This is a genomic window from Streptoalloteichus tenebrarius, assembly GCF_024171885.1.
In the GTDB taxonomy this organism is placed as follows: domain Bacteria; phylum Actinomycetota; class Actinomycetes; order Mycobacteriales; family Pseudonocardiaceae; genus Streptoalloteichus; species Streptoalloteichus tenebrarius.
Genome location: NZ_JAMTCP010000012.1, coordinates 36,215 through 59,510, shown reverse-complemented (window position 1 = coordinate 59,510; position 23,296 = coordinate 36,215). Strand labels below are relative to the sequence as shown.

Sequence of the window (23,296 nt, the reverse complement as noted above, 5' to 3'; positions counted from 1 at the left end):
GTCGGCGCGTCGCCGGGACTGGATCTTCCGCCCTGTCCGACCATGTCCGCCATGGAGCTGGTCAGCGTCGACCGGATCCGCGCCGCGCGCCTGCTGCTGGCCGGCGTGGCCCGACAGACCCCGCTCGAACCCTCCCGGGCGCTGGCGCGCGACCACGGACCCGTCCACCTGAAGTGCGAGAACCTGCAACGGGCCGGCTCGTTCAAGGTGCGCGGCGCCTACGTCCGCCTGCACGGCCTGAGCCGGGTCCAGCGAACCCGCGGCGTGGTGGCGGCGAGCGCCGGGAACCACGCGCAGGGCGTCGCGCTCGCCGCGTCCCTGCTGAACGTCCGGGCGACGGTGTTCATGCCGGAGGCCGCCCCGCTGCCCAAGATCGCCGCGACCCGCGGCTACGGCGCCGACGTGCGGCTGCACGGCGAGGGCCTGGAGGACGCGCTCGCGGTCGCCCGCCGGTTCGCGGCCGACACGGGCGCCGAGCTGATCCACCCCTTCGACCACCCGGACGTCATCGCCGGGCAGGGGACGGTCGGGCTGGAGGTGCTCGACCAGCTCCCCGAGGTGGGCAGCATCCTCGTGCCGACCGGTGGGGGCGGGCTGGTCAGCGGCATCGCCGCCGCCGTCAAGCCGCTGCGGCCCGAGGTGCGGGTGGTCGGCGTCCAGGCGGAGCGGGCCGCCGCGTGGCCGCCCTCCCTGGCCGAGGGGCGCCCTGTCCGGCTCCCCGGAACGCGGACCATGGCTGACGGCATCGCCGTCAGGGAACCGGGGGAGGTCACCTACGCGCACGTCTCGGCGCTGGTGGACGAGATCGTGACGGTGGACGAGGAGGCGCTGTCCCGGGCGCTGCTCCTCTGCCTGGAGCGGACGAAACTCCTCGTCGAACCGGCGGGGGCCGCGGCCGTCGCCGCCGTGGCGCGGTACCCGGGGCGTTTCCCACCGCCGGTCGTCGCCGTGCTGTCCGGCGGCAACATCGACCCGTTGCTCCTGCTCCACGTGATCCAGCACGGCATGACCGCCGCGGGGCGCTACCTCGCCCTGCGCCTGCGCATCCCGGACAGGCCGGGCGCGCTGGCCGGGCTGTTGGCGTTGGTGGGACGGCTCGGCGGCAACGTGCTCGACGTCGAGCACTCGCGGATCTCCGGGCTGCTGGCGGTGGACGAGGTGGAGGTGGCGCTGAACCTGGAGACGAGGGGGCCCGACCACCGGCACGAGGTCGTGGCGGCGCTGCGCGAGGCCGGGCACACGGTGGTGGAGGAGCCCTGAGCGCCGTGCTGGCCCGCGCCTCCGCCACGCGGCGTGGCGGAGGGCTCCGAGCGGGAAGACGGGCGACGCCCCCGGCGGCCTGCCGGGGGCGTCGCGGTCGGTCGGTGCGCCGGGGGCGTCGCGGTCGGTCGGCGCGCCGCGCCGGGAGGGCGCGTCGCGTCAGAGGTTGCCCCGACGCTCCTGCTCGCGCTCGATGGCCTCGAACAGGGCCTTGAAGTTGCCCTTGCCGAAGCCCAGCGAGCCGTGCCGCTCGATCAGCTCGTAGAACACGGTCGGCCGGTCGCCGATCGGCTTGGTGAAGATCTGGAGCAGGTAGCCGTCCTCGTCCCGGTCGACCAGGATGCCGCGCTTCTTCAGCTCCTCGATGGGCGCCCTGACCTCACCGATGCGGGCCCGCAGCTCGGGGTCGTCGTAGTAGGAGTCCGGGGTGTCGAGGAACTCCACGCCCGCCGCGCGCATCTGGTCCACCGTCATGAGGATGTCGTTGGTGGCCAGCGCGATGTGCTGGCAGCCGGGGCCGCCGTAGAACTCCAGGTACTCGTCGATCTGCGACTTCCGCTTGGAGACCGCCGGCTCGTTGAGCGGGAACTTCACCCGGTGGTTGCCGTTGGCGACCACCTTGCTCATCAGGGCCGAGTACTCGGTCGCGATGTCGTCGCCGACGAACTCCGCCATGTTCACGAAGCCCATGACCCGGTTGTAGAACTGGACCCAGTAGTCCATCTGGCCCAGCTCGACGTTGCCGACGCAGTGGTCCACCGCCTGGAACAGGCGCTTCGGCGCGCCCTCCGGCCGGACGTAGGAGCCCTTCTTGGCGACGTAACCGGGCAGGTAGACGCCCTGGTAGCGGGACCGGTCCACGAGCGTGTGCCGCGTCTGGCCGTAGGCGGCGATCGCGGCCACGCGCACCGTGCCGTGCTCGTCGGAGACGTCGTGCGGCTCCTCCAGCACGGTCGCGCCCTGGGAGCGGGCGTGCTCGATGCACTTGTCGACGTCGGCGACCTCCAGCGCGAGGTCGACCACGCCGTCGCCGTGCGCGCGGTGGTGGTCGAGCAGCGGGCTCTTCGGGTCCACCGCGCCCTTGATCACGAAGCGGGCCGAGCCGGACTTGAGCACGAACGCCTTGTGGTCCCGGTTGCCGGTCTCGGGCCCGGAGTAACCGACCTGCTCCATCCCGAAGGCGAACTGGTAGAACAGCGCGGTCTGGGTGGCGTTGCCGACCACGAACACCACGGCGTCCATCGCGCGGACCGGGAACGGGTCGCGGGACGGGTCGTAGTCCACCAGGCCGACGAGCTGCTTGAGCTGGTCGAAACTCACGTCGTCGATGCCGCTGTCGCGGTTGATCATCTCGGTCATGCTGTGCCTCCCGCAGCAGTCGCCTGACCGGTCGTGCCGGCCGGCGAGGTCTCTGGCGGCAGCATGGGACGGTCAGGCAAGCTGAGCAAGAGCCGGCAGATTTTCTGGGCAGTCTGCCCAGTGGAGGTCCGGGAGCGGCCGGCAGAACGGACAGACTGACCAGGAGGTGTGACGTGGCTCCCACGGGTGGCGAGGGCGGGGTGCTCGACGAGCTGGACGCCCGGTTGCTGCTGTTGCTCACCGACGAGCCGCGGCTCGGCGTGCTGGAGTGCTCCCGACGCCTCGGGGTGGCCAGGGGCACCGTCCAGGCCCGGCTGGACCGCCTGGTGCGTCGGGGGGCGCTGCGCGGCTTCCCGCCCCAGCTCGACCTCGCCGCCGTGGGCTACGGACTCACCGCGTTCGCGATCCTGGAGATCGCCCAGGGCCGCCGTCAGCAGGTCGCGGAGCGGCTCGCCGCGATCGACGAGGTCTGCGAGGTGCACGCGACCACCGGGCAGGGCGACCTGCTCGTCCGGATGGTGGCCCGCTCGAACGCGGACCTGCAACGGGTGATCGACGAGGTGGTGGACGTCGAGGGGGTCACCAGGACCTCCACGTCCATCGCGTTGTCGACGCCGGTCCCGCCCCGGGTGCGCCCACTTCTCGAGCGCTCCCTCGGGGAGCCGGCGGAACGCTGACCCCGGCGGGGCCGGGGAGGGGCGTTGTCCCCTCGCGCCCTGACTCACCACGGAGCGTGAGCATCTTCCGGGTCACGTGCGGACGCGGACGGGGGAAAAGCCCGGGGCCCGCCGTCGGTGTCGACGGCGGGCCCCGGACAGCGCTGGATCGCGGCTCAGCCGCGGTACGGCTCGGCCTTCAGCAGCGTCACCTTCATGGTGTTGCCGTTGGGCAGCTCGTACTGACGGGTCTCGCCCTCCTTGGCGCCGACCAGCGCCGAGCCCAGCGGCGAGTGGGGGGAGTAGACCTCGAGGTCGCCGTGCGAGCCCTCCTCGCGCGCGGCGAGCAGGAACGTCTCGGTCTCGTCCTCGTCCTCGTAACGGATGGTCACGACGCTGCCGGGGTGGGCGACGCCGGACTCCGTGGGGGCCTCGCCGACCTTGGCGGTCCGCAGCAGCTCCTGGAGCTGGCGGATCCTGGCCTCCTGCCGGCCCTGCTCCTCGCGCGCTGCGTGGTAGCCGCCGTTCTCCCGGAGGTCACCCTCCTCGCGGCGTTCGTTGATCTCCGCAGCGATCACCGGGCGATTGGCGATGAGCTCGTCCAGCTCGTTCTTGAGCCGGTCGTAAGCCTCCTGGGTCAGCCAGGTCACCTGGGTCTCGCTCACGGTCACCACTCCTCGTCTGCTCCGGTCCCGCGGCGCGGGTCGGCACGCTCCGGGCACGGTGCCGCCCGGAACGGAAAAACACGGCCCGCCTTGGGGCCGTGCTGGCATCGAGGGTAACACGTTGGCAACGAGCCGTCGGCGTGAAAGACGTCAACGGCCCGCTCGGCGGCCGCGTTTCACCCGCTTGGCCGCGGCTCGCTCGACAAGTATGCAGGAACCTGGTACGAGCAGCCGAACACCTCCCCCGTCGTGGGGCGCTTGGACGTCCTGAGCACGGTGTTCACCACCACCCGGTCGCCGCCGACCGGCACCAGGACCTCGCGTCGGCCGGCCTCGTCCCCGTCCCGGGACCGGGCGCGCACGATGCACATCGCCGCCCGGTCCGGGTGGTCCCGGGCGACCTCGAGGTCGATCTCGACCGTCCCGTCGTCGACGACCTTGAACGCGACCTGCTTTCCCTCGATCGGAGCGGATCCCAGGTTCTGGTAGAGGACGACGGACAGCGCCAGCCCGACCAGCACCACGACCACCGTCAGCACCGGGTAGGCCCAGCGCGGCGCCTTCCGGCGGCCGGCGCGGCCGTAGCGCTCGGCGAGGTCGGTGGCTCTGGAGCTGTCGGTCTCGGCCACTGGCGGTCCGGACCTCCCAACGGGAACTGTCGTGGCGACGGGGACAATGGGCGGCGACGCCCGAGTCGAGTACCTGTCGAGTATCTCCCGTCCCGCGCACGAGCCTGTCAGCAGGGGTGCCGTGGACGGGGAGGAGGGACACCGGTCGCCGATGGCCGAGAAGCTGCGTCTGATGACGGTGCACGCCCACCCGGACGACGAGTCCAGCAAGGGGGCGGCCACCACGGCCCGCTACGTGGCCGAGGGCCACGACGTGATGGTCGTGACCTGCACCGGTGGGGAGCGGGGGAGCATCCTCAACCCCGCGATGGACCGCCCCGAGGTGCTGGCCGACCTGGCCGCCGTCCGGCGCGAGGAGATGGCGCGCGCCGCCGAGATCCTCGGCGTCCAGCACCGGTGGCTGGGTTTCGTCGACTCGGGCCTGCCTGAGGGCGACCCGCTGCCGCCGCTGCCCGAGGACTGTTTCGCCCTGGTCCCGCTGGAGGAGTCCACTGAGGCCCTGGTGCGGCTGATGCGGGAGTTCCGGCCGCACGTCGTGATCACGTACGACGAGAACGGCGGCTACCCGCACCCGGACCACATCCGGTGTCACGAGGTGTCGGTCGCCGCCTTCGACGCGGCCGGCGACCCCGACCGGTTCCCCGGCGTCGGGGAGCCGTGGCAGCCGCTCAAGCTGTACTACTCGCACGGGTTCTCCCGCGCGAAGCTCACCACGTTCCACGAGGCGCTGGAGGCGCGGGGCATCGAGTCCCCGTACGGTGAGTGGCTGGGACGGTGGGACCCCGACCGCGCCGACGTGATGGAGCGCGTGACCACCCGGGTGGAGTGCGCGGAGTACTTCGACCAGCGGGACGAGGCGCTGAAGGCGCACGCCACGCAGATCGACCCCAACAGCCGGTGGTTCGCGGTCCCGCGCGAGGTCGAGCGCGAGGTGTGGCCCACCGAGGAGTACGAGCTGGTGCGGTCGCTGGTGGACACGACGTTGCCGGAGGACGACCTGTTCGCCGGAGTGCGGGAGAAGGTGCATTGCTCATGACGGCCTGGTCGGGCCCGTTGCCCGGGCACGACGGCTTCGCGGAGACGGTGGCGGTGGTGGCGCAGCCGACGCCGGCGCCGAAGCCGAACGACCCCGGGGGCCGCGGTGAGGACTTCGGCAAGTCCTCGCCGGTCGGTCTCCTCCTGCTGATCCTGTTCTTCGTCGCCGTGGTGTTCCTGGTCCGCTCGATGACCAAGCACCTGCGCCGGCTGCCGGCGAGCTTCGACAAGCCCGCGGACGGCGGGACGGGCGACGACGCGACCGAGACGTCCTCGGCGTCCGAGACGTCCGAGGCGTCCGAGGCGTCCGAGCTGTCGAAGACGTCGGAGGCCTCCCCTGCGGGGGACGCCTCGGCCAAGGGCAGGAAGAACAACACCGGGCACACCGCCAAGGCCTGACCGACCGGACCTGACCGCTGTCGTCCCGGCCCAGCCTGGCGCGGGCCGGGACGACAGGGTGGCGGTGGCTGCCCCTTCGACGCGCGGGGGCGAAGACGTGCTGGCGCGTCGACACGACGTGCCCGGTGACGCCGGCGATGCTGCCTCCGCTCGTGGTCGCGTGCGCTGGAGGCTGTGACCAGTTCCGGTCGACGTGACGTCCCGGCTGGGCACCTTCGTGCGATTCGCGCGAGCGTGTGACATCCCTCGGCACGATCGCGATGCTCGTGACCGCCGGACTTGGCGCCGCTGGTTCGCCCGGCGCGATGCCTGGCCCCTCTGACCTGGGCAGTTGATGGAACACTCCGGCCGGGCTGCTCACTGCCGGCGGAGTTGTCCACAGTCACCCGAATTCCTCCACAGCGCAGCGTGATGACCTTTCGCGCTGGGTGACGGGGCGATAGGCTGGAGCAGGGCTCGCCCCCCAGGGCGGGTGGGGGCTGTCCGTGGTGGGGGAGCAGGGGCTCCGGTGAGGTGGGGGTCGCGGCGGTTCCGTCCGCTTGGCGGCGCGGTCAGCTTGGAGGCGTGGTCAGCGCGCGCGGCTCAGAGGCCGGGACGGCTCAGACCACACCCGCTGCGCGAGCACCCACACGACATCCCGCTCCGGGTAGCGCAGCGCCGTGAGCGCGCCCCCGAACACGCAGCCCGTGTCCAGGCACATCGTGTTGTTCACCCACACCGCCTCCGGCACGGGAGTGTGCCCGTAGAGCACCGTCGCGCGGCCGCCGTAGTCCTGCGCCCACGGCAGCCGCACGGGAAGGCCGAACTCGTCGACCTCGCCCGTCGTGTCGCCGTAGAGCGCGAAGCTCCGGACGCGTCCCGACTCCTTGCCGTGCAGGCGCTCGGGCAGTCCGGCGTGCGCGACCACCAGACGGCCACCGTCCAACAGGTAGTGCGGGACGAGCCCCGCGCAGAACTCCCGCACCCGCTGCCGGAACTCCGCCGGTTCCGCCGAGAGCTGCGCCAACGACTCGGCGAGCCCGTGCGCGACCTTGACGTTGCGGCCGTCCAGGGCGCGGACGAGCTTGTCCTCGTGGTTGCCCCGCACCGCCAGCGCCGTGCCGGCCTCCACCATGCCCATCGCGAGGCGCAGCACACCCGGGGTGTCGGGTCCGCGGTCGACCAGGTCGCCGAGGAACACGGCGGTGCGCCCCGCCGGGTGGTGCGCGCCGGTGGCGCGACCCTGTTCGTCGCGGTGGAGCACCCAGCCCAGCCTGCGCAGCAGCTCCTCCAGCTCCGCGCGGCAGCCGTGCACGTCGCCGATCACGTCGAACGGCCCGCTCACGCCCCGCAGGTCGTTGCGCAACGGCTCCACCACGACGTCGGCGGCGTCGACCTCCTCCGGGGTCCGCAGCACGTGCACGACGCGGAACCCCTCGCCGGCCAGGCCGCCCACCGAACCGCGCAGCAGCGCGGCCTGCCCGCGCACCACGTCCGCGTCGACGACCCGGTCTGTCCGGGCGGCGACCCGTTCCAGGCAGACCTGTTCCGGCCACGCCAGCACGATCGCGACCGCGCGCACGTCGTGCTCCTTGGCGAGCCGGACGAGGGCCGCGCGGGCCTCGCGCTCGACGTTGGTGGCGTCGACGACGGTCAACCGCCCCGCGGCGAGCCGCCTGCGGGCCACCTCGTGCAGCAGGTCGAAGGCGTCGCTCGTGGCGTCCTGGTCGGCCGGGTCGTCGGCCACCATCGCCCGGAAGGCGTCGCTGGAGAGCACCTGGGTGGGGGAGAAGGCGCGCCGGGCGAACGTCGACTTCCCCGACCCGGCCGTGCCGACGAGGACGACCAGCGACCGGTCGGGGATGCGCAGTTCCACGCGGACCATCGTGCCCGACGGCTGCGTCCGGCGCGGCGGCCTGCCAGGCTGGACGCATGGCGAACCGGCTTGCCGACTCCACCAGCCCCTACCTCCTCCAGCACGCCGACAACCCGGTCGACTGGTGGCCCTGGGGGGAGGAGGCCTTCGCCGAGGCGCGGCGGCGGGGCGTCCCGGTGCTGCTGTCGATCGGGTACGCGGCCTGCCACTGGTGCCACGTGATGGCGCACGAGTCGTTCGAGGACCCCGAGCTGGCGCGGTTCATGAACGACAACTTCGTCAACGTCAAGGTGGACCGCGAGGAGCGGCCGGACGTGGACGCGGTCTACATGGAGGCCACCCAGGCCATGACCGGCCAGGGCGGGTGGCCCATGACGTGCTTCCTCACCCCCGACGGCGAGCCGTTCCACTGCGGGACCTACTACCCGCCCGCGCCGCGGCACGGCGTCCCGTCCTTCCGGCAGCTCCTGGACGCGGTCCATGAGGCGTGGCTCCAGCGGGGCACGGAGGTGCGGATGGCCGCGAAGCGGGTCGTGCGCCAGCTCAGCGCCCGCGCCCGCCCGCTCCCGGAGTCCACTGTGGACGAGAAGGCGCTCTCGGGGGCGGTGGAGCGCCTGTCGGACGACTTCGACCGGCGCGACGGCGGTTTCGGCGGGGCGCCGAAGTTCCCGCCCTCGATGGTCCTGGAGTTCCTGCTGCGGCACCACGAGCGCACCGGCTCGCCCGCCGCGCTGGCCATGGTGGACGCGACCTGCGAGCGCATGGCGAGGGGCGGCCTGTACGACCAGCTCGCGGGCGGCTTCGCCCGGTACAGCGTCGACGCCGCCTGGGTGGTGCCGCACTTCGAGAAGATGCTCTACGACAACGCCCTGCTCCTGCGGGTCTACGCGCACCACGCGCGCGTCACGGGGTCGGCGCTGACCAGGGAGGTGGCCGAGGAGACGGCGGCGTTCCTGCTGCGCGACCTGCGCACCCCCGAGGGCGCGTTCGCCGCGTCCCTGGACGCCGACACCGAGGGCGTCGAGGGGCTGACCTACGTGTGGACGCCGGAGCAGCTCGTCGAGGCGCTGGGCGCCGAGGACGGGGCCTGGGCGGCCGAGCTGTTCGGCGTGACCCCCGAAGGGACGTTCGAGCACGGCACGTCCACGCTGCGCCGACCGCGCGACCCCGACGACGCCGAGCGGTGGGCGCGGGTGCGGGCCGGACTGCTCGACGCGCGTTCCCGTCGTCCCCAGCCGCCGAGGGACGACAAGGTGGTCACCGCGTGGAACGGCCTGGCGATCACGGCGTTGGCGGAGGCGGGCGCCGCCCTCGACCACGCGGACTGGGTCGACGCGGCCGTGGCCGCCGCCGAGCTGGTCACCCGGCTGCACCTCGTGGACGGCCGCCTGCGCCGCAGCTCCCGCGCCGGCGTGCTCGGCGCGGCGGACGGAGTGCTGGAGGACTACGGCTGTCTCGCCGACGGGCTGCTCCACCTGCACCAGGCCACCGCCGACGTCCGGTGGCTGGACCTCGCGGGACAGATCCTCGACGCGGCTCTGGAGCGGTTCGCCCACGCCGAGGCCGCCGGCGCCTTCCACGACACCGCCCACGACGCCGAGGCGTTGGTGCGCCGCCCCTCGGACCCGACGGACAACGCCAGCCCCTCCGGGGCCGCCGCCGTCACCTCGGCGCTGCTCACCGCGTCAGCCCTGACGGGCGGCGAGCGTTCCGTGCGGTACCGCGACGCGGCGGAGCGCGCCCTCACCCGGGCCGGCCTGCTCGCGGCACAGGCTCCCCGCTTCGCTGGGCACTGGCTCACCGCCGCCGAGGCGGCCCAGCACGGCCCGCTCCAGGTGGCCGTCGTCGGCGAGGGCCCGGCCGCGTCGGCGTTGACGGCCGCGGCCAGGCGCGCGCTTCCGGGCGGGGCCGTGCTGGTGGCCGGCCAACCGGACTCCGCGCCCCTGCTGGCCGGCCGGCCGCTCGTCGACGGTGCACCAGCCGCCTACGTGTGCCGGGGGTACGTGTGCCGACGCCCGGTGACCGACGTCGACGCGCTGCGCGCGGAGCTGGCTGGTCAGGGGTAGAGCGCGAACCAGATCGCGATGTAGTGACACACGGCGGCGACGACCGTGGCCGCGTGGAAGAACTCGTGGTAGCCGAAGACCCGGGGCCACGGGTTCGGCCACGCGGTGGCGTAGAAGACCGCGCCGACCGTGTAGAGCACCCCGCCCACCAGCAGCAGCACCAACGCCGTGAGCCCGGCGTGGTGCAGCAGGTCGGGCAGCACGAACACGGCGACCCAGCCCAGGGCGATGTAGATCGGCACGCCCAGCCACCGGGGGGCGTGCGGCCACGCCAGCTTGAGCACGACGCCGCCGAGGGCGCCGCCCCAGACGACGGCCAGCACGATCGCGCCCGTGCCGGGTGGCATGGCCAGCAACGCGAACGGCGTGTACGTGCCGGCGATGAACAGGAAGATCATCGAGTGGTCGAGGCGCTTCATCCACGTCCGCGCCACCGTGCTCGCCCAGTTCTTGCGGTGGTACAGCGCGCTCACGCCGAACAGGGCCGACACGGTCACGGCGTACACGGCGGTGCCGGCGGCCGCCTTGCCCGACACCGTGGACGCCGCCAACGCGACCAGCGTCGCGCCCGTGGCGCCCGAGACGACGAACGACCAGAAGTGGATCCAGCCTCTGGCCCGTGGCTTGAGGGACGGGATCGGCGCGCGTCCCTGGGGTACGGCGTGTGTCACGGGAGCGGTCACGAGGACGAGGTTACGGGCACGTAGGTTGCCGCGGGCAAGAGCGATGTACGACAGGACACCCGTTGCGGGGCAGGCGAAACACCCGGACCAGGGCAAACGCGTCGACCGGCGAAGGAGGCCCGCCCCGCCGCGTGACGGCCGCCGGCCACCGGTCGGACGCGCTCACCGGCGCAGCGCGTGCTCGACCTTCAGGCACAGGTCGACGACCACGTCCAGACCGCCGTCGGCCGCGATGCGCGCGCCCTCCTCACTGACCACCCCGAGCTGGAGCCACAAGGCGCCAGCGCCGAGCGCCACCGCCTGCTCGGCGATCGGCGGGACGGCCTCCTGGCGGCGGAACACGTCCACCACGTCCACCGGGCGGGGCAGGGCGAGCAGGCTGGGGTAGGCGGGGCGGCCGAACAGCTCGTCGAGGTTCGGGTTCACCGCCACGACCTCAATGCCCTGTTCGTGGAGATACCGCGCCACCTGGTGACTCGGCCGGTCCGGACGGGGGCTCACGCCGACCACGGCGACGCTGCGCATGCTCCGGATGACCCGTTCGACGACGTCCGGGTCCTGCCACGATCGCGGTCGGTGCTCGTCGGGCTGCACAGGGCGAGTGTGCCCGACGGGTCCGGTTCGCGCGGGGCGTAGTCTGCCGAAACGTGGGGCTGCGTGCGCGTGTCAGGGACCTTCTCTACGGCTACTACGAGTGGCGGCTGCGCCGGCAGCTCGAAGGCGCCCAGCGACCCCGGCACGTCGGCGTCATCCTTGACGGCAACCGCCGGTGGGCGCGGGAGGCGGGCTTCAACGACGTCAGCCACGGCCACCGCGCCGGCGCCCAGCGGATCGCCGACCTGCTCGCCTGGTGCCGGGACGCCGACGTCGAGGTCGTCACGCTGTGGCTGCTGGGCACGGACAACCTGAAGCGGCCGGCCGAGGAGCTCAACCCCCTGCTGGAGATCATCGCCGACGTGGTCGACGAGATCAGCGAGCCGGGCACGCCGTGGCGCGTGCGGGTCGTCGGCGCGATGGACCTGCTGCCGACCGAGATCGCCGCCCGGCTGTCCGCGGCCTCGCTGCGCACCGAGGGCCGCACCGGCATGCAGGTGAACGCCGCCGTCGGCTACGGCGGCCGCCAGGAGATCGCCGACGCGGTGCGCAAGCTGCTGCTCCAGCACGCGGAGGCGGGCACCTCGATCGAGGAGCTGGCCGAGGTGCTGGACGTGGACCACATCGCGGAGCACCTCTACACCTCGGGCCAGCCCGATCCGGACCTGGTGATCCGGACCTCGGGGGAGCAGCGCCTCAGCGGCTTCCTGCTGTGGCAGTCGGCGCACTCGGAGTTCTGGTTCTGCGAGGCGTACTGGCCGGAGTTCCGGCGGGTCGACTTCCTGCGCGCGCTGCGGGACTACGCGGCCCGCCACCGCCGCTTCGGAAGCTGACGCTTTCGCCGCCCCGATCGTCCCTTCCGAAGCCGCTCGCCCGGTTCCTGGCGGACCGGTGGCTGGCTTCCGCCTCGCACGGGCGCCGCGCATCCCGGGTCGTTGACGCGAAGGTCCGCTCCCCGGCGCCTCCCTGACGCCGGGCGCATCCCTGGCCGCCGTCGCCCGTAGGAAACGGAAACGGGGACGTCGAGCGGATGCTCGACGTCCCCGCCTCGTGTGGGCGGTCGGCCGGATCGGCCGACGGGCTCAGCCCTCCTTGTGGTGCGGCTTGTTGTGCTTCTTGTCGTGCTCGTGCTTCTTGCCGTGCTCGGTGCGGTGGCCGCCCTTGTGGTGGTCGCCGTGGCCGTGCCCGCCGTGACCGTGGTGGTAGCCGCCGTGCCCGTGGCCGCCGTGGCCCCCGTGCCCGCCGTGACCGTGACCGTGGTGGCCGTGGCCCCCGTACTCGTTGTGCTCGTGCTTGTGGAAGTCGTGCTGGGTGTCCTTGACGTGGATGTGGTCGCTCTCCTCCTCGGTCGCCACCGCGGTGGAGCAGGACTCCATGAACATCGGCGAGAGGATCGGGGCCACGACGGCGATGATGCCGATGTTGTTCTGGCACACGCCGATCGGGATCTGGATCTGGTTCTCGTCGATGAGGTTGAGCGACCCGTTCCAGTCGTTGTCCTCGGACCCGCTGGCCAGGGCGGGGCCGGCCAGCATGGCCATGGCGCCGGCCGTCGCGGCGACGACGCCCACGGTCTTCTTGAGCATTACGCGATCCTCTTTTCCCTTTGCTGCGGGAACCTCTGGAAACACGGTGCACAACATCGGGTGACGTGCGTCCAGGGCCTTTCTGGAATGGGTCCCGCGAGTGCCTCCCGGAACCCTGCGGAACTGCCGTGGTCGTTGTGGTCGGGACCGTTCGGCAGGGGGGACGTTACTCGGGATTGGTCCGGATGAGAAACTCGTCACCACTATTGGGTGATTATTTTGCGTCGGTTGGTGAATGTGGCGGTCCGGAGGTCGGCGGAGTCACGCGCGAGGTGGCGCGGAGTACCGACGGGAACCACGGTGTGATCGCCCGGAAGAATGCCGTCGACATTTTCCGTCGCCATGCCGTTCCCCGAGAACGGGAAAGAGGCGGGGACGTCGAGTGTCCACTCGACGTCCCCGCCTCGCGTCGGCGGCCGGCCAGGTCGGCCGGCAGCGTCGTCTAGCCGCGGTGGTAGTGCTTGTGGTGCCCGGACTTGGTGTCCTTGACGTGGATGTGGTCGCTCTCCTCCATGGTGGCCACCGCGGTGGAGCAGGTCTCCATGAACATCGGCGAGAGGATCGGCACCACGACGGCGATGATGCCGATGTTGTTCTGGCACACGCCGATCGGGACCTGGATCTGGTTCTCGTCGACGAGGTTCAACGAGCCGTTCCAGTCGTTGTCCTCGCTGCCGCCGCTGGCGAGGGCCGGGCTGGCCATCATGGCCATGGCGCCGGCGGCAGCGGCGATGACGCCCGCAGTCTTCTTGAGCATTGTGCTTCCTCTTCCGTTTCTTCCCGCCCGCCCGTAATGCAGTCCGGCCGTATGGCCAGCGACGCCGCGCCAGCGGCGTGCCTCCGGGGGCTGTCCTATGAGTGGGGATTCCGAGAGGACCCCCTCGGAACACCGCGAGCCGTGGCTGTTCCCGTGTCCGTCGACCTCACGGCGCGGGCGACGTTACCGTTCGTCGGTCGGAGGGCAAAAGTCCGTGACACCATTGTGGGATACCTGGTCGTGTTGTCTTTCCGGAGCTTCCCGGATTCGTCGTGGCCGGTCTGCGGGATACGGGGGAGCGCTCATTTTCGGAGTGACGAAATGGGAGTGGACAGACGAAAGGAGACCACCGTCGAGGACCGTGGTTCGACGTCGGTCGCGCGCGGCGGAAACGAGGAGCGCCGCCGGGCGTGGCGGGTGTCGCGCCGGGAGGGGCGATTCCCGCCGAGACGAGGTGAACCGCGCGGGGCCGGAGGGCGCCGAGAGCGGTGTGAGGAGACGACCCCGTCGCTACGGGATCCCGGCTCCGGTCGGGGAGGAGCTGGTGATCATCGCTAACCGGGCGAACGCGGGGTCGCCGGAGGGCCTGCTCGGCATTCCGCTCCCTTCCGTCGAGACCACCGAGACGTCGGGCCGGCCGGGGACGGACCAGGCCGCTCCCGCGGCGGGGCGCCGAGGTCGGTTCGGGGCTCGGCGGGCGCCGTGACGCCGCGGGGCGGGGTCGACCGGTTCCGGGAGGTTACTGAGTTGATCGTGAAAATCGGAAACCGCCTACCACCATTGTGTGATCGGGGCGGTTTCCCTGGCCGGAGAAACGGCGAGGCGTCGGAGTCGACGACTCCGACGCCTCGCGGCCGACGCGTGTCGCTCAGCCCTCCTGGGTCGCCACCGCGGTCGCGCAGGTCCCCATGAACTGCGGCGACAGGATCGGCACCGCGAGACCGAGGATCGCGATGTTGTTCTGCGCGATGCAGATGGGGATCTGGATCTGGTTGGCGTTGAGGATGTTGATCGCGCCGTTCCAGTCGTTGTCCTCGCTGTCGCCACCGGCCGTGGCGGGGCTGGCGATCATGGCCAACGCGCCGGCCGTGGCGGCGACGACACCGACAGTCTTCCTGAGCATTCCGCTCTCCCTCTGACGACAAACAGTGACCTGGGAACACGGACCCGCGCGACGGCGGATCCGATCTTGCCGGATGACCCGCACCAGGGTCGCAAAAGACGCCGGGGCCTTTCGGGTCGGGGCCGTTCGGCGCGCGCAAGATTAACCCAGGGGGTGAACGGGACGCCAAACTCCGTTCCACCATCGGGCGACTTTGTGGCGCGTTTTCGGCCAGCATTATTCGGGATGGCGGAGGTGAGCAGCGGGAAGGGGGCGCGGCCGGTCCCGGCGGGCGGAACGGCGCTTCCTCCCGACGCGCGGACTGTGGTATTGAGAATCACTCCGTCGTGGCCCGCGGAGTATTCGTCACCCGACAACGGCGAAGCGCCGGACCCGTGGTCCGGCGCTTCGCTCTCGTCCGGGGACCGGTGCGGTTCCACTCCGACGGGTCACGCGCGGGGCTCCGGGGGAGCCGGGAGCCGCGAGGTTCGGCGCGGCGACACCGACGATCTCCGGGGTGGCACCGCCCCTGCCGTCACCAGGGAGTTCGAGACTCCGTCGTCGCCTTCCCGTGAGCGTCGACTGGCCACGCCGCCGGGTTTGCCGGTGCGCCCGAAGCCCTGTTCCCACGCCCGTCGCGCCCCAGGAACCGCACTGGTCCCGGGCCGCGTGCGGCCCGGGACCAGTAGCGCGGATCAGCGGATCAGAAGTCCTGCTGCGCCGCGGCGGCCGCACACGACTCCGCGGACGTGGCGCCCAGGATCGGAATGATGCCGCAGAGCCCGATCGGGACCTGGATCTGGTTGGCGTTCAGCACGTTGACCGCGCCGTTCCAGTCGTTGTCCTCGGAGCTCACGTAGTTGTGCTCGTGGATCGAGGGCTTGTGCTTGTGCCCGTGACCCTTCTTCTTGTGTCCGGCCTTGAAGTTCTGGCTGTGTCCGGACTTCGGGCTGTGGTCGTTGCCGCCACTCGCCCACGCGGGCCCGCCCACGATCAGCAGGGCCGCGGCAGTGGCGGCGAGGACGCCAGCAGTCTTCCTGAGCACTGTCGCACTCTCCTTACCTCGGACAAGGGATTTCGTCGGAACCCCTCTTCCCGGTCCGCCTCGTCCTGACGGGGTCGGGACCGCACTGGCATTCGTCACGGTACTCACTCACACCGCTGTACGGGAATTGTGATCACGCCATTGTGTGAAAATCGAGTGGATCTACACTGATCGTAATTGATTTTTTGCGGAAATGCGTTGTTGGGGACCTCCGATGGGGGGATATCAACACGTACCGTTGTGATCGACTCACCCATGTTGGTTACGACAAATTCCCGGATTGGCCAAGACACTCCGTCGAGTTACCGGACCCCCTCAGCGCTACCCGGAGTGCTGTGTTACAAGCGCGTCGAACTGTCGATCACCAGGGGGAACGGGCCAGGGAGGGACTGACCCGGACGGGTCTGCCCGTAGGCTGCTGGTCCGTGGACGCCAGCCAGCTCGTGCGGGAGTACCTCCTGCTCGGCCTCCGGTTCGACCGGCTCGTCGAGGGATTCGTGGACGCGTACACCGGGGACCCGGCGTTGCGCCGCCAGGTCGCCGACGAACCCCGGCCCCGGCCCGCCGCCCTCGCGGCGCGGGCGCGCGAGCTGAGGGCCGAGCTGCCGGGCGCCGAGCTGGCCGAGGACCGCCGCCGGTTCCTCGACGCCCACCTGGTCGCCCTGGAGTGCTCGGGGCGCAAGCTCGCCGGCGAGGACGTGCCCTTCGTGGCCGAGGTCGAGGCCTACTTCCAGGTCAGGGTGACCCCGGGCGACACCGACCTCTACCGCGAGGCCCACGCCGAGCTGGAGCGCCTGCTGCCGGGGAACGGGCCGCTGGCCGACCGGATCGCCGCCTTCCGCGCCAGGGACGAGGTGCCGCCGGAGAAGCTGGAGTCCTGCGTGCTCGCGTTGAGCAGCGCGTTGCGGGACCGCGTCCGGGGGCAGTACGGGCTCCCGGCCGAGGAGACCGTCGAGTACCAGGTGGTCACCGACAAGCCGTGGAGCGGCTTCAACTACTACCTGGGCGAGTACCGCTCGCGCGTCGCGATCAACGCCGACCTCGGCCACCGCATGGCGAACCTGCCGCACCTGGTGGCGCACGAGTCCTACCCGGGGCACCACACGGAGCACTGTCGGAAGGAGGCCGGCCTGGTCGGCGGGCAGGGCCAGGACGAGCAGACGATCTTCCTGGTGAACACCCCGCAGTGCCTGATGGCCGAGGGCCTCGCCGACCTGGGCCTGCACGCCGTGGTCGGCGCCGGGTGGGGCCCGTGGACCGCCGAGATCATGGCGGACCTGGGGCTGCGCATGGAGGGCGAGCTGGCCGAGCGCATGGAGCAGGCGCTGGGGATGCTGCACGGCGTGCGCCAGGACGCCGCGCTGCTGCTGCACGACCGGGGCGCCGACCCGGACGAGGTCGTCGCGCACCTGTGCCGCTGGCTGCTCGTGGACGAGCGGCGCGCGCGGCAGATGCTGCGCTTCCTGTCCGACCCACTCTGGCGCGCCTACACCACCACCTACGTCGAGGGGTACCGGCTGCTGCGGGCCTGGCTGGAGGCCCGGCCCAGCGGCGAGTCGCTGGGCGAGCGCTACCGGCGGCTGTTGGACGAGCCCCTGGTGCCCGCCGTCGTGCGGGAGGAGCTGGCGGCCGCCGTGTCGCCGCTGGCGGCCGGGTCAGGGCCTTCTCCCCTGGCCGCCGACCCCGCCTGAGTGACCGGGATTCACCCGCGGAGGGACCAGCGCGGCCGTCCGTCCGTTCGCGCTGGCAGTGCCCCGTTCCGCCGATCCGGCCCGGCAACCCGTCCCCGTGGTTGGGCCGTTCGGTCAATACGCGGGGTAGGGGACACGGGGGTACGTAGCGTGTCGATGACGCTCTGGTGAATCACCCATGTGCCTGCCTGCCGCAGGAGGTAACCGCAGGTAGCGTGCGTTCCGGCGGGTCGTGTCCGAGACGGCTCGCCCCGGGAGGGGCCCTGTTCGTGGCTGTGGTCGGTGGAACGGTTCGGCCGTTCGCAACCAGCACGAGGGGGCCGGCACCCGGCCCCTGTGGCGACTCGGTCTGACCGCCGGCGACGGCGGACGGACCAGTGCCAACGGGGTCAGTGCCCGGCCCACCCGAGGAGCGGACGCGGGTGCCGCGTCCGCAGGGAGTTGCCGTGACAGCACAGCGCTCTTCCAGGCGGACCGCCAGCCGTTCCTCCAGCTCCCCCCGCACCTCCACCCGGCGGCGCACCGCCGCCCCGATCCGCACCTTCGTGCTCGACACCTCGGTGTTGTTGTCCGACCCGTGGGCGCTCACCCGGTTCGCGGAGCACGCCGTGGTGCTGCCGCTCGTGGTGATCGGCGAGCTGGAGGGCAAGCGCCACCACCCGGAGCTGGGCTGGTTCGCCCGCGAGGCGTTGCGCCTGCTCGACGACCTCCGGCTGCGGCACGGGCGCCTCGACGCGCCGGTGCCGGTCGGGGACGTCGGGGGGACCGTGCACGTCGAGCTGAACCACTCGGACCCGCAGGTGCTCCCGGCGGGCTTCCGCACCGACTCCAACGACGCCCGCATCCTGGCCTGCGCGCTGAACCTGGCCGCGGAGAACCGGGAGGTCGTCCTGGTCACCAAGGACATGCCGCTGCGGGTCAAGGCGGCGGCGGTGGGGTTGACGGCCGACGAGTACCGGGCGCAGGACGTCACCCCGTCCGGCTGGACCGGGATGGCCGACGTGGAGGTCGGCTCCCAGGTGATCGACGCCCTCTACCGGGACGGCGCGGTGGACCTGGACAGCCCGGAGCTGGAGTGGGCGCGGGAGCTGCCCTGCCACACCGGGCTGCGGCTGCTCGCCGGCACCGCCAGCGCGTTGGGCCGGGTGACGCCGGACAAACGGGCGCAACTGGTGCGGGGGGACCGGGAGGCGTTCGGGCTGCACGGGCGTTCCGCCGAGCAACGGGTGGCGCTCGACCTGTTGCTGGACCCCGAGGTGGGGATCGTGTCGCTGGGCGGCCGCGCGGGCACCGGGAAGTCGGCGCTGGCGTTGTGCGCGGGCCTGGAGGCGGTGATGGAACGGCAGCAGCACCGCAAGGTCGTGGTGTTCCGGCCGGTCTACGCCGTGGGCGGGCAGGATCTGGGGTACCTGCCGGGCACCGAGAGCGAGAAGATGCTGCCCTGGGCGCAGGCGGTGTTCGACACGCTGGGCGCGGTGGCCGGCAAGGCCGTGATCGACGAGGTGCTGGACCGGGGGATGCTGGAGGTCCTGCCGCTGACCCACATCCGGGGCCGGTCGCTGCACGACTCGTTCGTGATCGTCGACGAGGCGCAGTCGCTGGAGCGCAACGTGCTGCTGACCGTGCTGTCCCGGCTGGGGTCGGGCTCGCGGGTGGTGTTGACGCACGACGTGGCGCAGCGGGACAACCTGCGGGTGGGCCGGCACGACGGGGTGGCGGCGGTGATCGAGAAGCTGAAGGGGCACCCGCTGTTCGCGCACGTGACGCTGACGCGCTCGGAGCGGTCGCCGATCGCGGCGCTGGTCACCGAGGTGTTGGAGGGTGATCACCTGATCTGAGCCGCCGTCGGCACCTGCCGTACGGCACCCGTACCCATGTCCGGCCGGGGCCGCGCCAACCGTGGCCCCGGCCGGACGCGTTCTCGTCCTGGGTTGCCGCGGCCGGCCAGTCGGACGGCTGGACGGGGACACGTGGGTCAGGCGGGGACGCGGGTCAGGCGGGGACGTGCGGGATGGGCGGGTTGTTGTGGGGCCGCGGTTCGCGTCGGGTGGGCAGTCGAGTCGGGGTCGGGGCGTGAGTGCTGGGCACGGGCGGGGCGGAGGGCACTCGCGTCCAGGGAACACGATTTCTGCTTGGCCTGGTGGGGATTCACTCGTCTGGGACGCGAGTTGTCCACAGGCTCCTCAGTTATCCACAGGCCGGGGTTGTGGGGTGGGGCGGGCCGGGCGGCGCCGGTAGGCTGGAGCAGGGCTCGCCCCCCAGGGCGGGTGGGGGCTGTCCTGGGTGGACGGACGAGTGGGTGTCCACAGTGGAGTGTGGGTCCCGGGGGCGCGGTCAGCGGGCCGCCCAGGAGTAGCGGGCGTCCGGCTCGCGCTCCTCGTTGCGGCTCCCGTCGTCGAGGGCCAGCAGGCGGAAGCCGTGCCCGTGGTAGAAGTCCCGGGCCCGCTCGTTCCGTTGGAAGACGAACAGTTCCAGGCGAGCACGGCCCCGCTTCGCCCAGTTCAGGAGCGCGGTCCCCACTCCACGTCCCTGCGCCGTCGGGTCGACGTACAGGTGCGCCAGCTCCTCACCCAGCACGGCCGCGAACCCCACGACGGCGCCGTCGACCTCGGCGACGCGCACCTCGTGCGTCGGCACCACGCACCCGGACATCCAGGCCGCCGTCTCGGCGTCGGTGTGCGGCCGGGCCAGGTACGGCATCGCCTCGGCCCTGGCGCGCAGGAACACGGCCGTCAGGGCGTCGGCGTCCGTCGGCTCGGCGGGACGGAGACGGAACGGGGGCGTGGGAAGAACCTCCCGCGCCCCCGCCCCGGACATCGGACTCACCAACCGCTGGGCAGCGGGCGGCCCTCGGCGAAGCCGGCGGCGGACTGCACGCCCACCACCGCCCGCTCGTGGAACTCCTCCAGGCTGAGCGCGCCCGCGTAGGTGCAGGACGAGCGGACGCCGGAGCAGATCCGGTCCAGCAGGTCCTCCACGCCCGGCGCGGTCGGGTCCAGCCGCATCCGGGAGGACGAGATGCCCTCCTCGAACAGCGCCTTGCGCGCCCGGTCGAACGCGCTGTCGGTGCGGGTCCGCGCGGTCACCGCCCGCTTGGACGCCATGCCGAACGACTCCTTGTACGGCCGGCCGGCCTCGTCCCGCAGCAGGTCGCCGGGCGACTCGTAGGTGCCGGCGAACCAGGAGCCGATCATCACCGAGGACGCGCCGGCGGCCAGCGCCAACGCCACGTCCCTCGGGTGCCGCACGCCGCCGTCGGCCCAGACGTGCCGGCCCAGCTCGCGGGCGGCCGCCGCGCACTCGGCCACGGCGGAGAACTGCGGCCGGCCCACGCCGGTCATCATCCGGGTGGTGCACATGGCGCCGGGGCCGACCCCGACCTTGATGATGTCCGCGCCGGCCTCGACCAGGTCGTGCACGCCCTCCGCGCTCACCACGTTGCCGGCCACCACCGGGACGGCCGAGCCGACGGGGTGCACCGAGCGGACCGCGCGCAGCGCGCTGATCATCTTCTCCTGGTGGCCGTGCGCGGTGTCCACCACCAGCACGTCCACCCCGGCGTCCAGCAGGGCGCGCGCCTTGGCGGCGACGTCGCCGTTCACGCCGACGGCCGCGCCGATCCGCAGCCGGCCGGCGTCGTCCAGCGCGGGCTGGTAGATCTCCGCGCGCAGCGCGCCGACCTTGGTCAGCACCCCGGCCAGCCGCCCGTCGGCGTCAACGGCCAGCGCGACCCTCGCGGTCCGGCCGTGCAGCTCCTCGAAGACCTTCCTGGGGGCGGTCTCCAGCGGCAGGGTGAGGACGTCCCGCCGCGCGATCTCGCTGACGCGGGTGAACCGGTCGACGCCGGCGCACGCGGCCTCGTCGACCACGCCCACCGGCCGGTTGTCGTCGTCCACGACGACGACCGCGCCGTGGGCGCGCTTCGGCAGCAGGTTCAGGGCGTCGGCCACGGCGTCGCCGGCGTGCAGCACCAGCGGGGTGTCCCACACGGGGTGCCGGTCCTTGACCCAGGACACGATCTCGGCCACCGCCTCGGGCGCCACGTCCTGCGGCAGGATCGTCAGGCCGCCCCTGCGGGCGAGGGTCTCGGCCATCCGGCGGCCGGCGACGGCGGTCATGTTGGCGGCGACGATCGGGATCGTGGCGCCGGAGCCGTCCACGGTCGCCAGGTCCACGTCGAACCGGGACTCGACGCCGGACCGGCGCGGGACCAGGAAGACGTCGTCGTAGGTCAGGTCGTTGCGGGGCTCGTGCCCGTCGAGGAAGCGCACGATTGCACGAGACTACCCCGATCCGGGCAACATCGCCGTGACCTCGTCCACGGTGTCCGCTTCCCGGGCGTCCTTGTCCGGCCGGTAGCGCAGCACGCGGGCGAACCGCAGGGCCACCCCGCCGGGGTAGCGCGGGCTGACCTGCACCCCGTCCAGCTCGATCTCCACGACCAGCTCCGGCCGCACGTACACGGTGTTCCGGTCCCGGGAGGTCTCCCTGGCCAGCAGCTCGCGGGTCTGCCACGCCAGCAGCTCGTCGGTGAGCCCCTTGAAGGTCTTGCCGACCATCACCGGCGGTCCGCCGTCGGGGTCCCGCGCCCCGAGGTGCAGGTTGGACAGGTACCCGGTCCGCCGCCCGTGCCCCCACTCGGCGGCCAGCACCACGAGGTCGAGCGTGTGCGCCGGCTTCACCTTCTGCCACGCCCTGCCCCGGCGGCCGGCCGCGTAGGGGGAGTCCAGCGCCTTGGCCATCACGCCCTCGTGCCCGTCGGCCAGCGCCTGGTCCAGCAGCGCGGCCGCGCCCTCCCTGGTCGGCGCGAGCACGGCCGGGATGCGGTGCGCGGCGGCGACGCGGTCCAGCGCGTCCAGCCGGGTGAGCAGCGGCGCGTCCAGCAGGTCCTCGCCGTCGAGGTGCAGGCAGTCGAAGAAGTACGGGTGCAGCAGCAGCTCGTGGGCGGAGGCCGCGCCGAAGCGGCTCATGGTCTCCTGGAACGGCCGGGGCCGGCCGTCGTCGTTCAGGGCCAGCGTCTCCCCGTCCAGCACGAGAGCGCGGCAGGGCAGCGCCCTGGCCAGCTCCACCAGCTCGGGCACGCTCCGGGTGATCTCGCGCAGGGTCCTGGTGTAGACGCGCACCTCGTCCCCGAACCGGTGGAGCTGGATGCGCGCCCCGTCCAGCTTGAACTCCACCGAGGCCGGCCCCAGCTCGGCCAACGCGTCGTCGAGGCTCTCGGCGGGCGAGGCCAGCATCGGCCGCAGGGGGCGCCCCAGCTCCAGCCGGAACGCCGCGAGCGCCTCCTCGCCGCCGAGCAGCGCCGCCGCCGCGGCGGCCGGCAGGCGTCCGGAGAGCATGACCGCCCGCCGGACGGCCTCGGAGGAGGTCCCCGCCGCGGCGGCGATCGCCTCCACCATCACGCCCTCCAGCGCGCCCTGGCGCAGCTCGCCGGTCAGCAGCCGGAACAGGAAGTCCTGCTCGGCCGGGGTGGCCTGGCCGAACAGCTCGGCCAGCAGGTTGCGGCGGCGCTGGGCCGACCCGCTGCCGCTGGCGGTGCGCAGGATCTCCAGCGCCTTGTCGACCGCGCCGACGGTCAGCGTCGGGGTCGGCGCGGGCGGCACCCGGAGTTCGGCGAGCGTCGCCCACCCGATGCCCAGCCGGCCCTGGAGCGGCTCGCCGCTGAGGAACGCGGTGGCCGCCTCCACCTCGCCGGGCGCGGCCCGCGCGAGCAACGCGGCGAGCGCCTCGGTCTTCGCCTTCCGCGACCCCGTGGCGGCCACCGCCGCCGAGGTCCCGACCACGTCGGCGAACAGCACACGTCCATCGTCACCCCGAAGGCCGACAATCGCCCGAGGATCAGGACCTGGCGGGGGTCGGTGACGACCAGCCGTAGACATCGGCGGGCCCGAGGACCCGTCTCCTGCGCCTGGTC

20 protein-coding genes and 1 pseudogene are annotated in these 23,296 nt (G+C 72.5%); 8 read left to right on the top strand and 13 right to left on the bottom strand.

Annotated elements, in window-relative coordinates:
* The first annotated feature begins 51 nt into the window (after nucleotides 1-51).
* A complete protein-coding gene (ilvA, locus tag LX15_RS13275; RefSeq protein WP_253669864.1) occupies nucleotides 52-1,260 on the top strand; it encodes a threonine ammonia-lyase in 1,209 nt (402 codons plus the stop codon).
* Nucleotides 1,261-1,419: 159 nt separating this feature from the next.
* Here the strand turns inward: ilvA and hppD are convergent, their stop codons facing one another.
* A complete protein-coding gene (gene hppD, locus LX15_RS13270; protein WP_253669863.1) occupies nucleotides 1,420-2,619 on the bottom strand; it encodes a 4-hydroxyphenylpyruvate dioxygenase in 1,200 nt (399 codons plus the stop codon).
* Nucleotides 2,620-2,792: 173 nt separating this feature from the next.
* On the opposite strand from hppD, the gene LX15_RS13265 reads away from it, so the two are divergent.
* Nucleotides 2,793-3,296, top strand: coding sequence for an Lrp/AsnC family transcriptional regulator (locus LX15_RS13265; RefSeq protein WP_253669862.1), 504 nt, complete (start codon nucleotides 2,793-2,795; stop codon nucleotides 3,294-3,296).
* A gap of 155 nt (nucleotides 3,297-3,451) precedes the next feature.
* Here LX15_RS13265 and greA read toward each other — a convergent pair whose 3' ends face one another.
* Both greA and LX15_RS13255 read right to left on the bottom strand, forming a co-directional pair.
* Entirely contained in the window at nucleotides 3,452-3,940 is a 489-nt protein-coding gene (gene greA, locus LX15_RS13260; protein WP_253669861.1) for a transcription elongation factor GreA, read from the bottom strand.
* A gap of 176 nt (nucleotides 3,941-4,116) precedes the next feature.
* Nucleotides 4,117-4,569: a DUF4307 domain-containing protein gene (locus LX15_RS13255; RefSeq protein ID WP_253669860.1), complete on the bottom strand. Its 453-nt coding sequence runs from the start codon at nucleotides 4,567-4,569 to the stop codon at nucleotides 4,117-4,119.
* Nucleotides 4,570-4,720: 151 nt separating this feature from the next.
* On the opposite strand from LX15_RS13255, the gene mca reads away from it, so the two are divergent.
* Both mca and LX15_RS13245 read left to right on the top strand, forming a co-directional pair.
* The gene (mca, locus tag LX15_RS13250) at nucleotides 4,721-5,605 is read left to right on the top strand and encodes a mycothiol conjugate amidase Mca (RefSeq protein WP_253669859.1); all 885 of its coding nucleotides are present in this window, start codon (nucleotides 4,721-4,723) and stop codon (nucleotides 5,603-5,605) included.
* A complete protein-coding gene (locus tag LX15_RS13245) occupies nucleotides 5,602-6,003 on the top strand; it encodes a hypothetical protein (RefSeq protein WP_253669858.1) in 402 nt (133 codons plus the stop codon). The genes mca and LX15_RS13245 overlap by 4 nt, the downstream gene beginning before the upstream one ends.
* Before the next feature lie 571 nt (nucleotides 6,004-6,574).
* Here LX15_RS13245 and LX15_RS13240 read toward each other — a convergent pair.
* A pseudogene (locus LX15_RS13240) lies at nucleotides 6,575-7,858 on the bottom strand (AAA family ATPase); the annotation flags it as partial.
* Nucleotides 7,859-7,914: 56 nt separating this feature from the next.
* Here LX15_RS13240 and LX15_RS13235 point away from each other — a divergent pair.
* The gene (locus LX15_RS13235) at nucleotides 7,915-9,924 is read left to right on the top strand and encodes a thioredoxin domain-containing protein (RefSeq protein WP_253669857.1); all 2,010 of its coding nucleotides are present in this window, start codon (nucleotides 7,915-7,917) and stop codon (nucleotides 9,922-9,924) included.
* On the opposite strand, the gene trhA is transcribed toward LX15_RS13235, so the two are convergent.
* Both trhA and LX15_RS13225 read right to left on the bottom strand, forming a co-directional pair.
* Nucleotides 9,915-10,607, bottom strand: a complete 693-nt coding sequence (trhA, locus tag LX15_RS13230; RefSeq protein ID WP_253669856.1) for a PAQR family membrane homeostasis protein TrhA — start codon at nucleotides 10,605-10,607, stop codon at nucleotides 9,915-9,917. The genes LX15_RS13235 and trhA overlap by 10 nt on opposite strands.
* A 162-nt stretch (nucleotides 10,608-10,769) precedes the next feature.
* Nucleotides 10,770-11,201 carry a CoA-binding protein gene (locus LX15_RS13225; RefSeq protein WP_253669855.1) on the bottom strand — a complete coding sequence of 144 codons (432 nt, stop codon included), beginning with the start codon at nucleotides 11,199-11,201 and terminating at the stop codon, nucleotides 10,770-10,772.
* Between the two features lie 53 nt (nucleotides 11,202-11,254).
* On the opposite strand from LX15_RS13225, the gene LX15_RS13220 reads away from it, so the two are divergent.
* Complete coding sequence (locus LX15_RS13220) at nucleotides 11,255-12,034, top strand: isoprenyl transferase (RefSeq protein WP_253669854.1); 780 nt, start codon at nucleotides 11,255-11,257, stop codon at nucleotides 12,032-12,034.
* A 249-nt stretch (nucleotides 12,035-12,283) separates the two neighbouring features.
* Here LX15_RS13220 and LX15_RS13215 read toward each other — a convergent pair whose 3' ends face one another.
* The 4 genes from LX15_RS13215 to LX15_RS13200 all read right to left on the bottom strand — a co-directional run bounded on the left by LX15_RS13215 (nucleotide 12,284) and on the right by LX15_RS13200 (nucleotide 15,691).
* A complete protein-coding gene (locus LX15_RS13215; RefSeq protein WP_253669853.1) occupies nucleotides 12,284-12,787 on the bottom strand; it encodes a hypothetical protein in 504 nt (167 codons plus the stop codon).
* Nucleotides 12,788-13,229: 442 nt separating this feature from the next.
* Nucleotides 13,230-13,544: a hypothetical protein gene (locus LX15_RS13210; RefSeq protein ID WP_253669852.1), complete on the bottom strand. Its 315-nt coding sequence runs from the start codon at nucleotides 13,542-13,544 to the stop codon at nucleotides 13,230-13,232.
* An 868-nt stretch (nucleotides 13,545-14,412) separates the two neighbouring features.
* A complete protein-coding gene (locus LX15_RS13205) occupies nucleotides 14,413-14,667 on the bottom strand; it encodes a hypothetical protein (RefSeq protein ID WP_253669851.1) in 255 nt (84 codons plus the stop codon).
* Nucleotides 14,668-15,349: 682 nt separating this feature from the next.
* On the bottom strand, nucleotides 15,350-15,691 hold the full coding sequence (locus LX15_RS13200) for a hypothetical protein (RefSeq protein ID WP_253669850.1): 342 nt from the start codon (nucleotides 15,689-15,691) through the stop codon (nucleotides 15,350-15,352).
* Between the two features lie 425 nt (nucleotides 15,692-16,116).
* Between LX15_RS13200 and LX15_RS13195 the strand changes: the two genes are divergently transcribed.
* Nucleotides 16,117-17,382, top strand: a complete 1,266-nt coding sequence (locus LX15_RS13195; RefSeq protein WP_253669849.1) for a DUF885 domain-containing protein — start codon at nucleotides 16,117-16,119, stop codon at nucleotides 17,380-17,382.
* Between the two features lie 446 nt (nucleotides 17,383-17,828).
* Nucleotides 17,829-19,220: an RNA 5'-3' helicase PhoH2 gene (gene phoH2, locus LX15_RS13190; protein ID WP_253669848.1), complete on the top strand. Its 1,392-nt coding sequence runs from the start codon at nucleotides 17,829-17,831 to the stop codon at nucleotides 19,218-19,220.
* A 496-nt stretch (nucleotides 19,221-19,716) separates the two neighbouring features.
* Here the strand turns inward: phoH2 and LX15_RS13185 are convergent, their stop codons facing one another.
* The 3 genes from LX15_RS13185 to LX15_RS13175 are packed head-to-tail and all read right to left on the bottom strand — an operon-like array spanning nucleotide 19,717 to nucleotide 23,180.
* Nucleotides 19,717-20,199 (bottom strand): GNAT family N-acetyltransferase, encoded by a 483-nt coding sequence (locus LX15_RS13185; RefSeq protein ID WP_253669847.1) that lies wholly within the window; start codon nucleotides 20,197-20,199, stop codon nucleotides 19,717-19,719.
* A 5-nt stretch (nucleotides 20,200-20,204) separates the two neighbouring features.
* Entirely contained in the window at nucleotides 20,205-21,653 is a 1,449-nt protein-coding gene (locus tag LX15_RS13180) for a GuaB1 family IMP dehydrogenase-related protein (RefSeq protein ID WP_253669846.1), read from the bottom strand.
* A 12-nt stretch (nucleotides 21,654-21,665) separates the two neighbouring features.
* Nucleotides 21,666-23,180 (bottom strand): ATP-dependent DNA ligase, encoded by a 1,515-nt coding sequence (locus LX15_RS13175; protein ID WP_253669845.1) that lies wholly within the window; start codon nucleotides 23,178-23,180, stop codon nucleotides 21,666-21,668.
* Nucleotides 23,181-23,296: the final 116 nt, after the last annotated feature.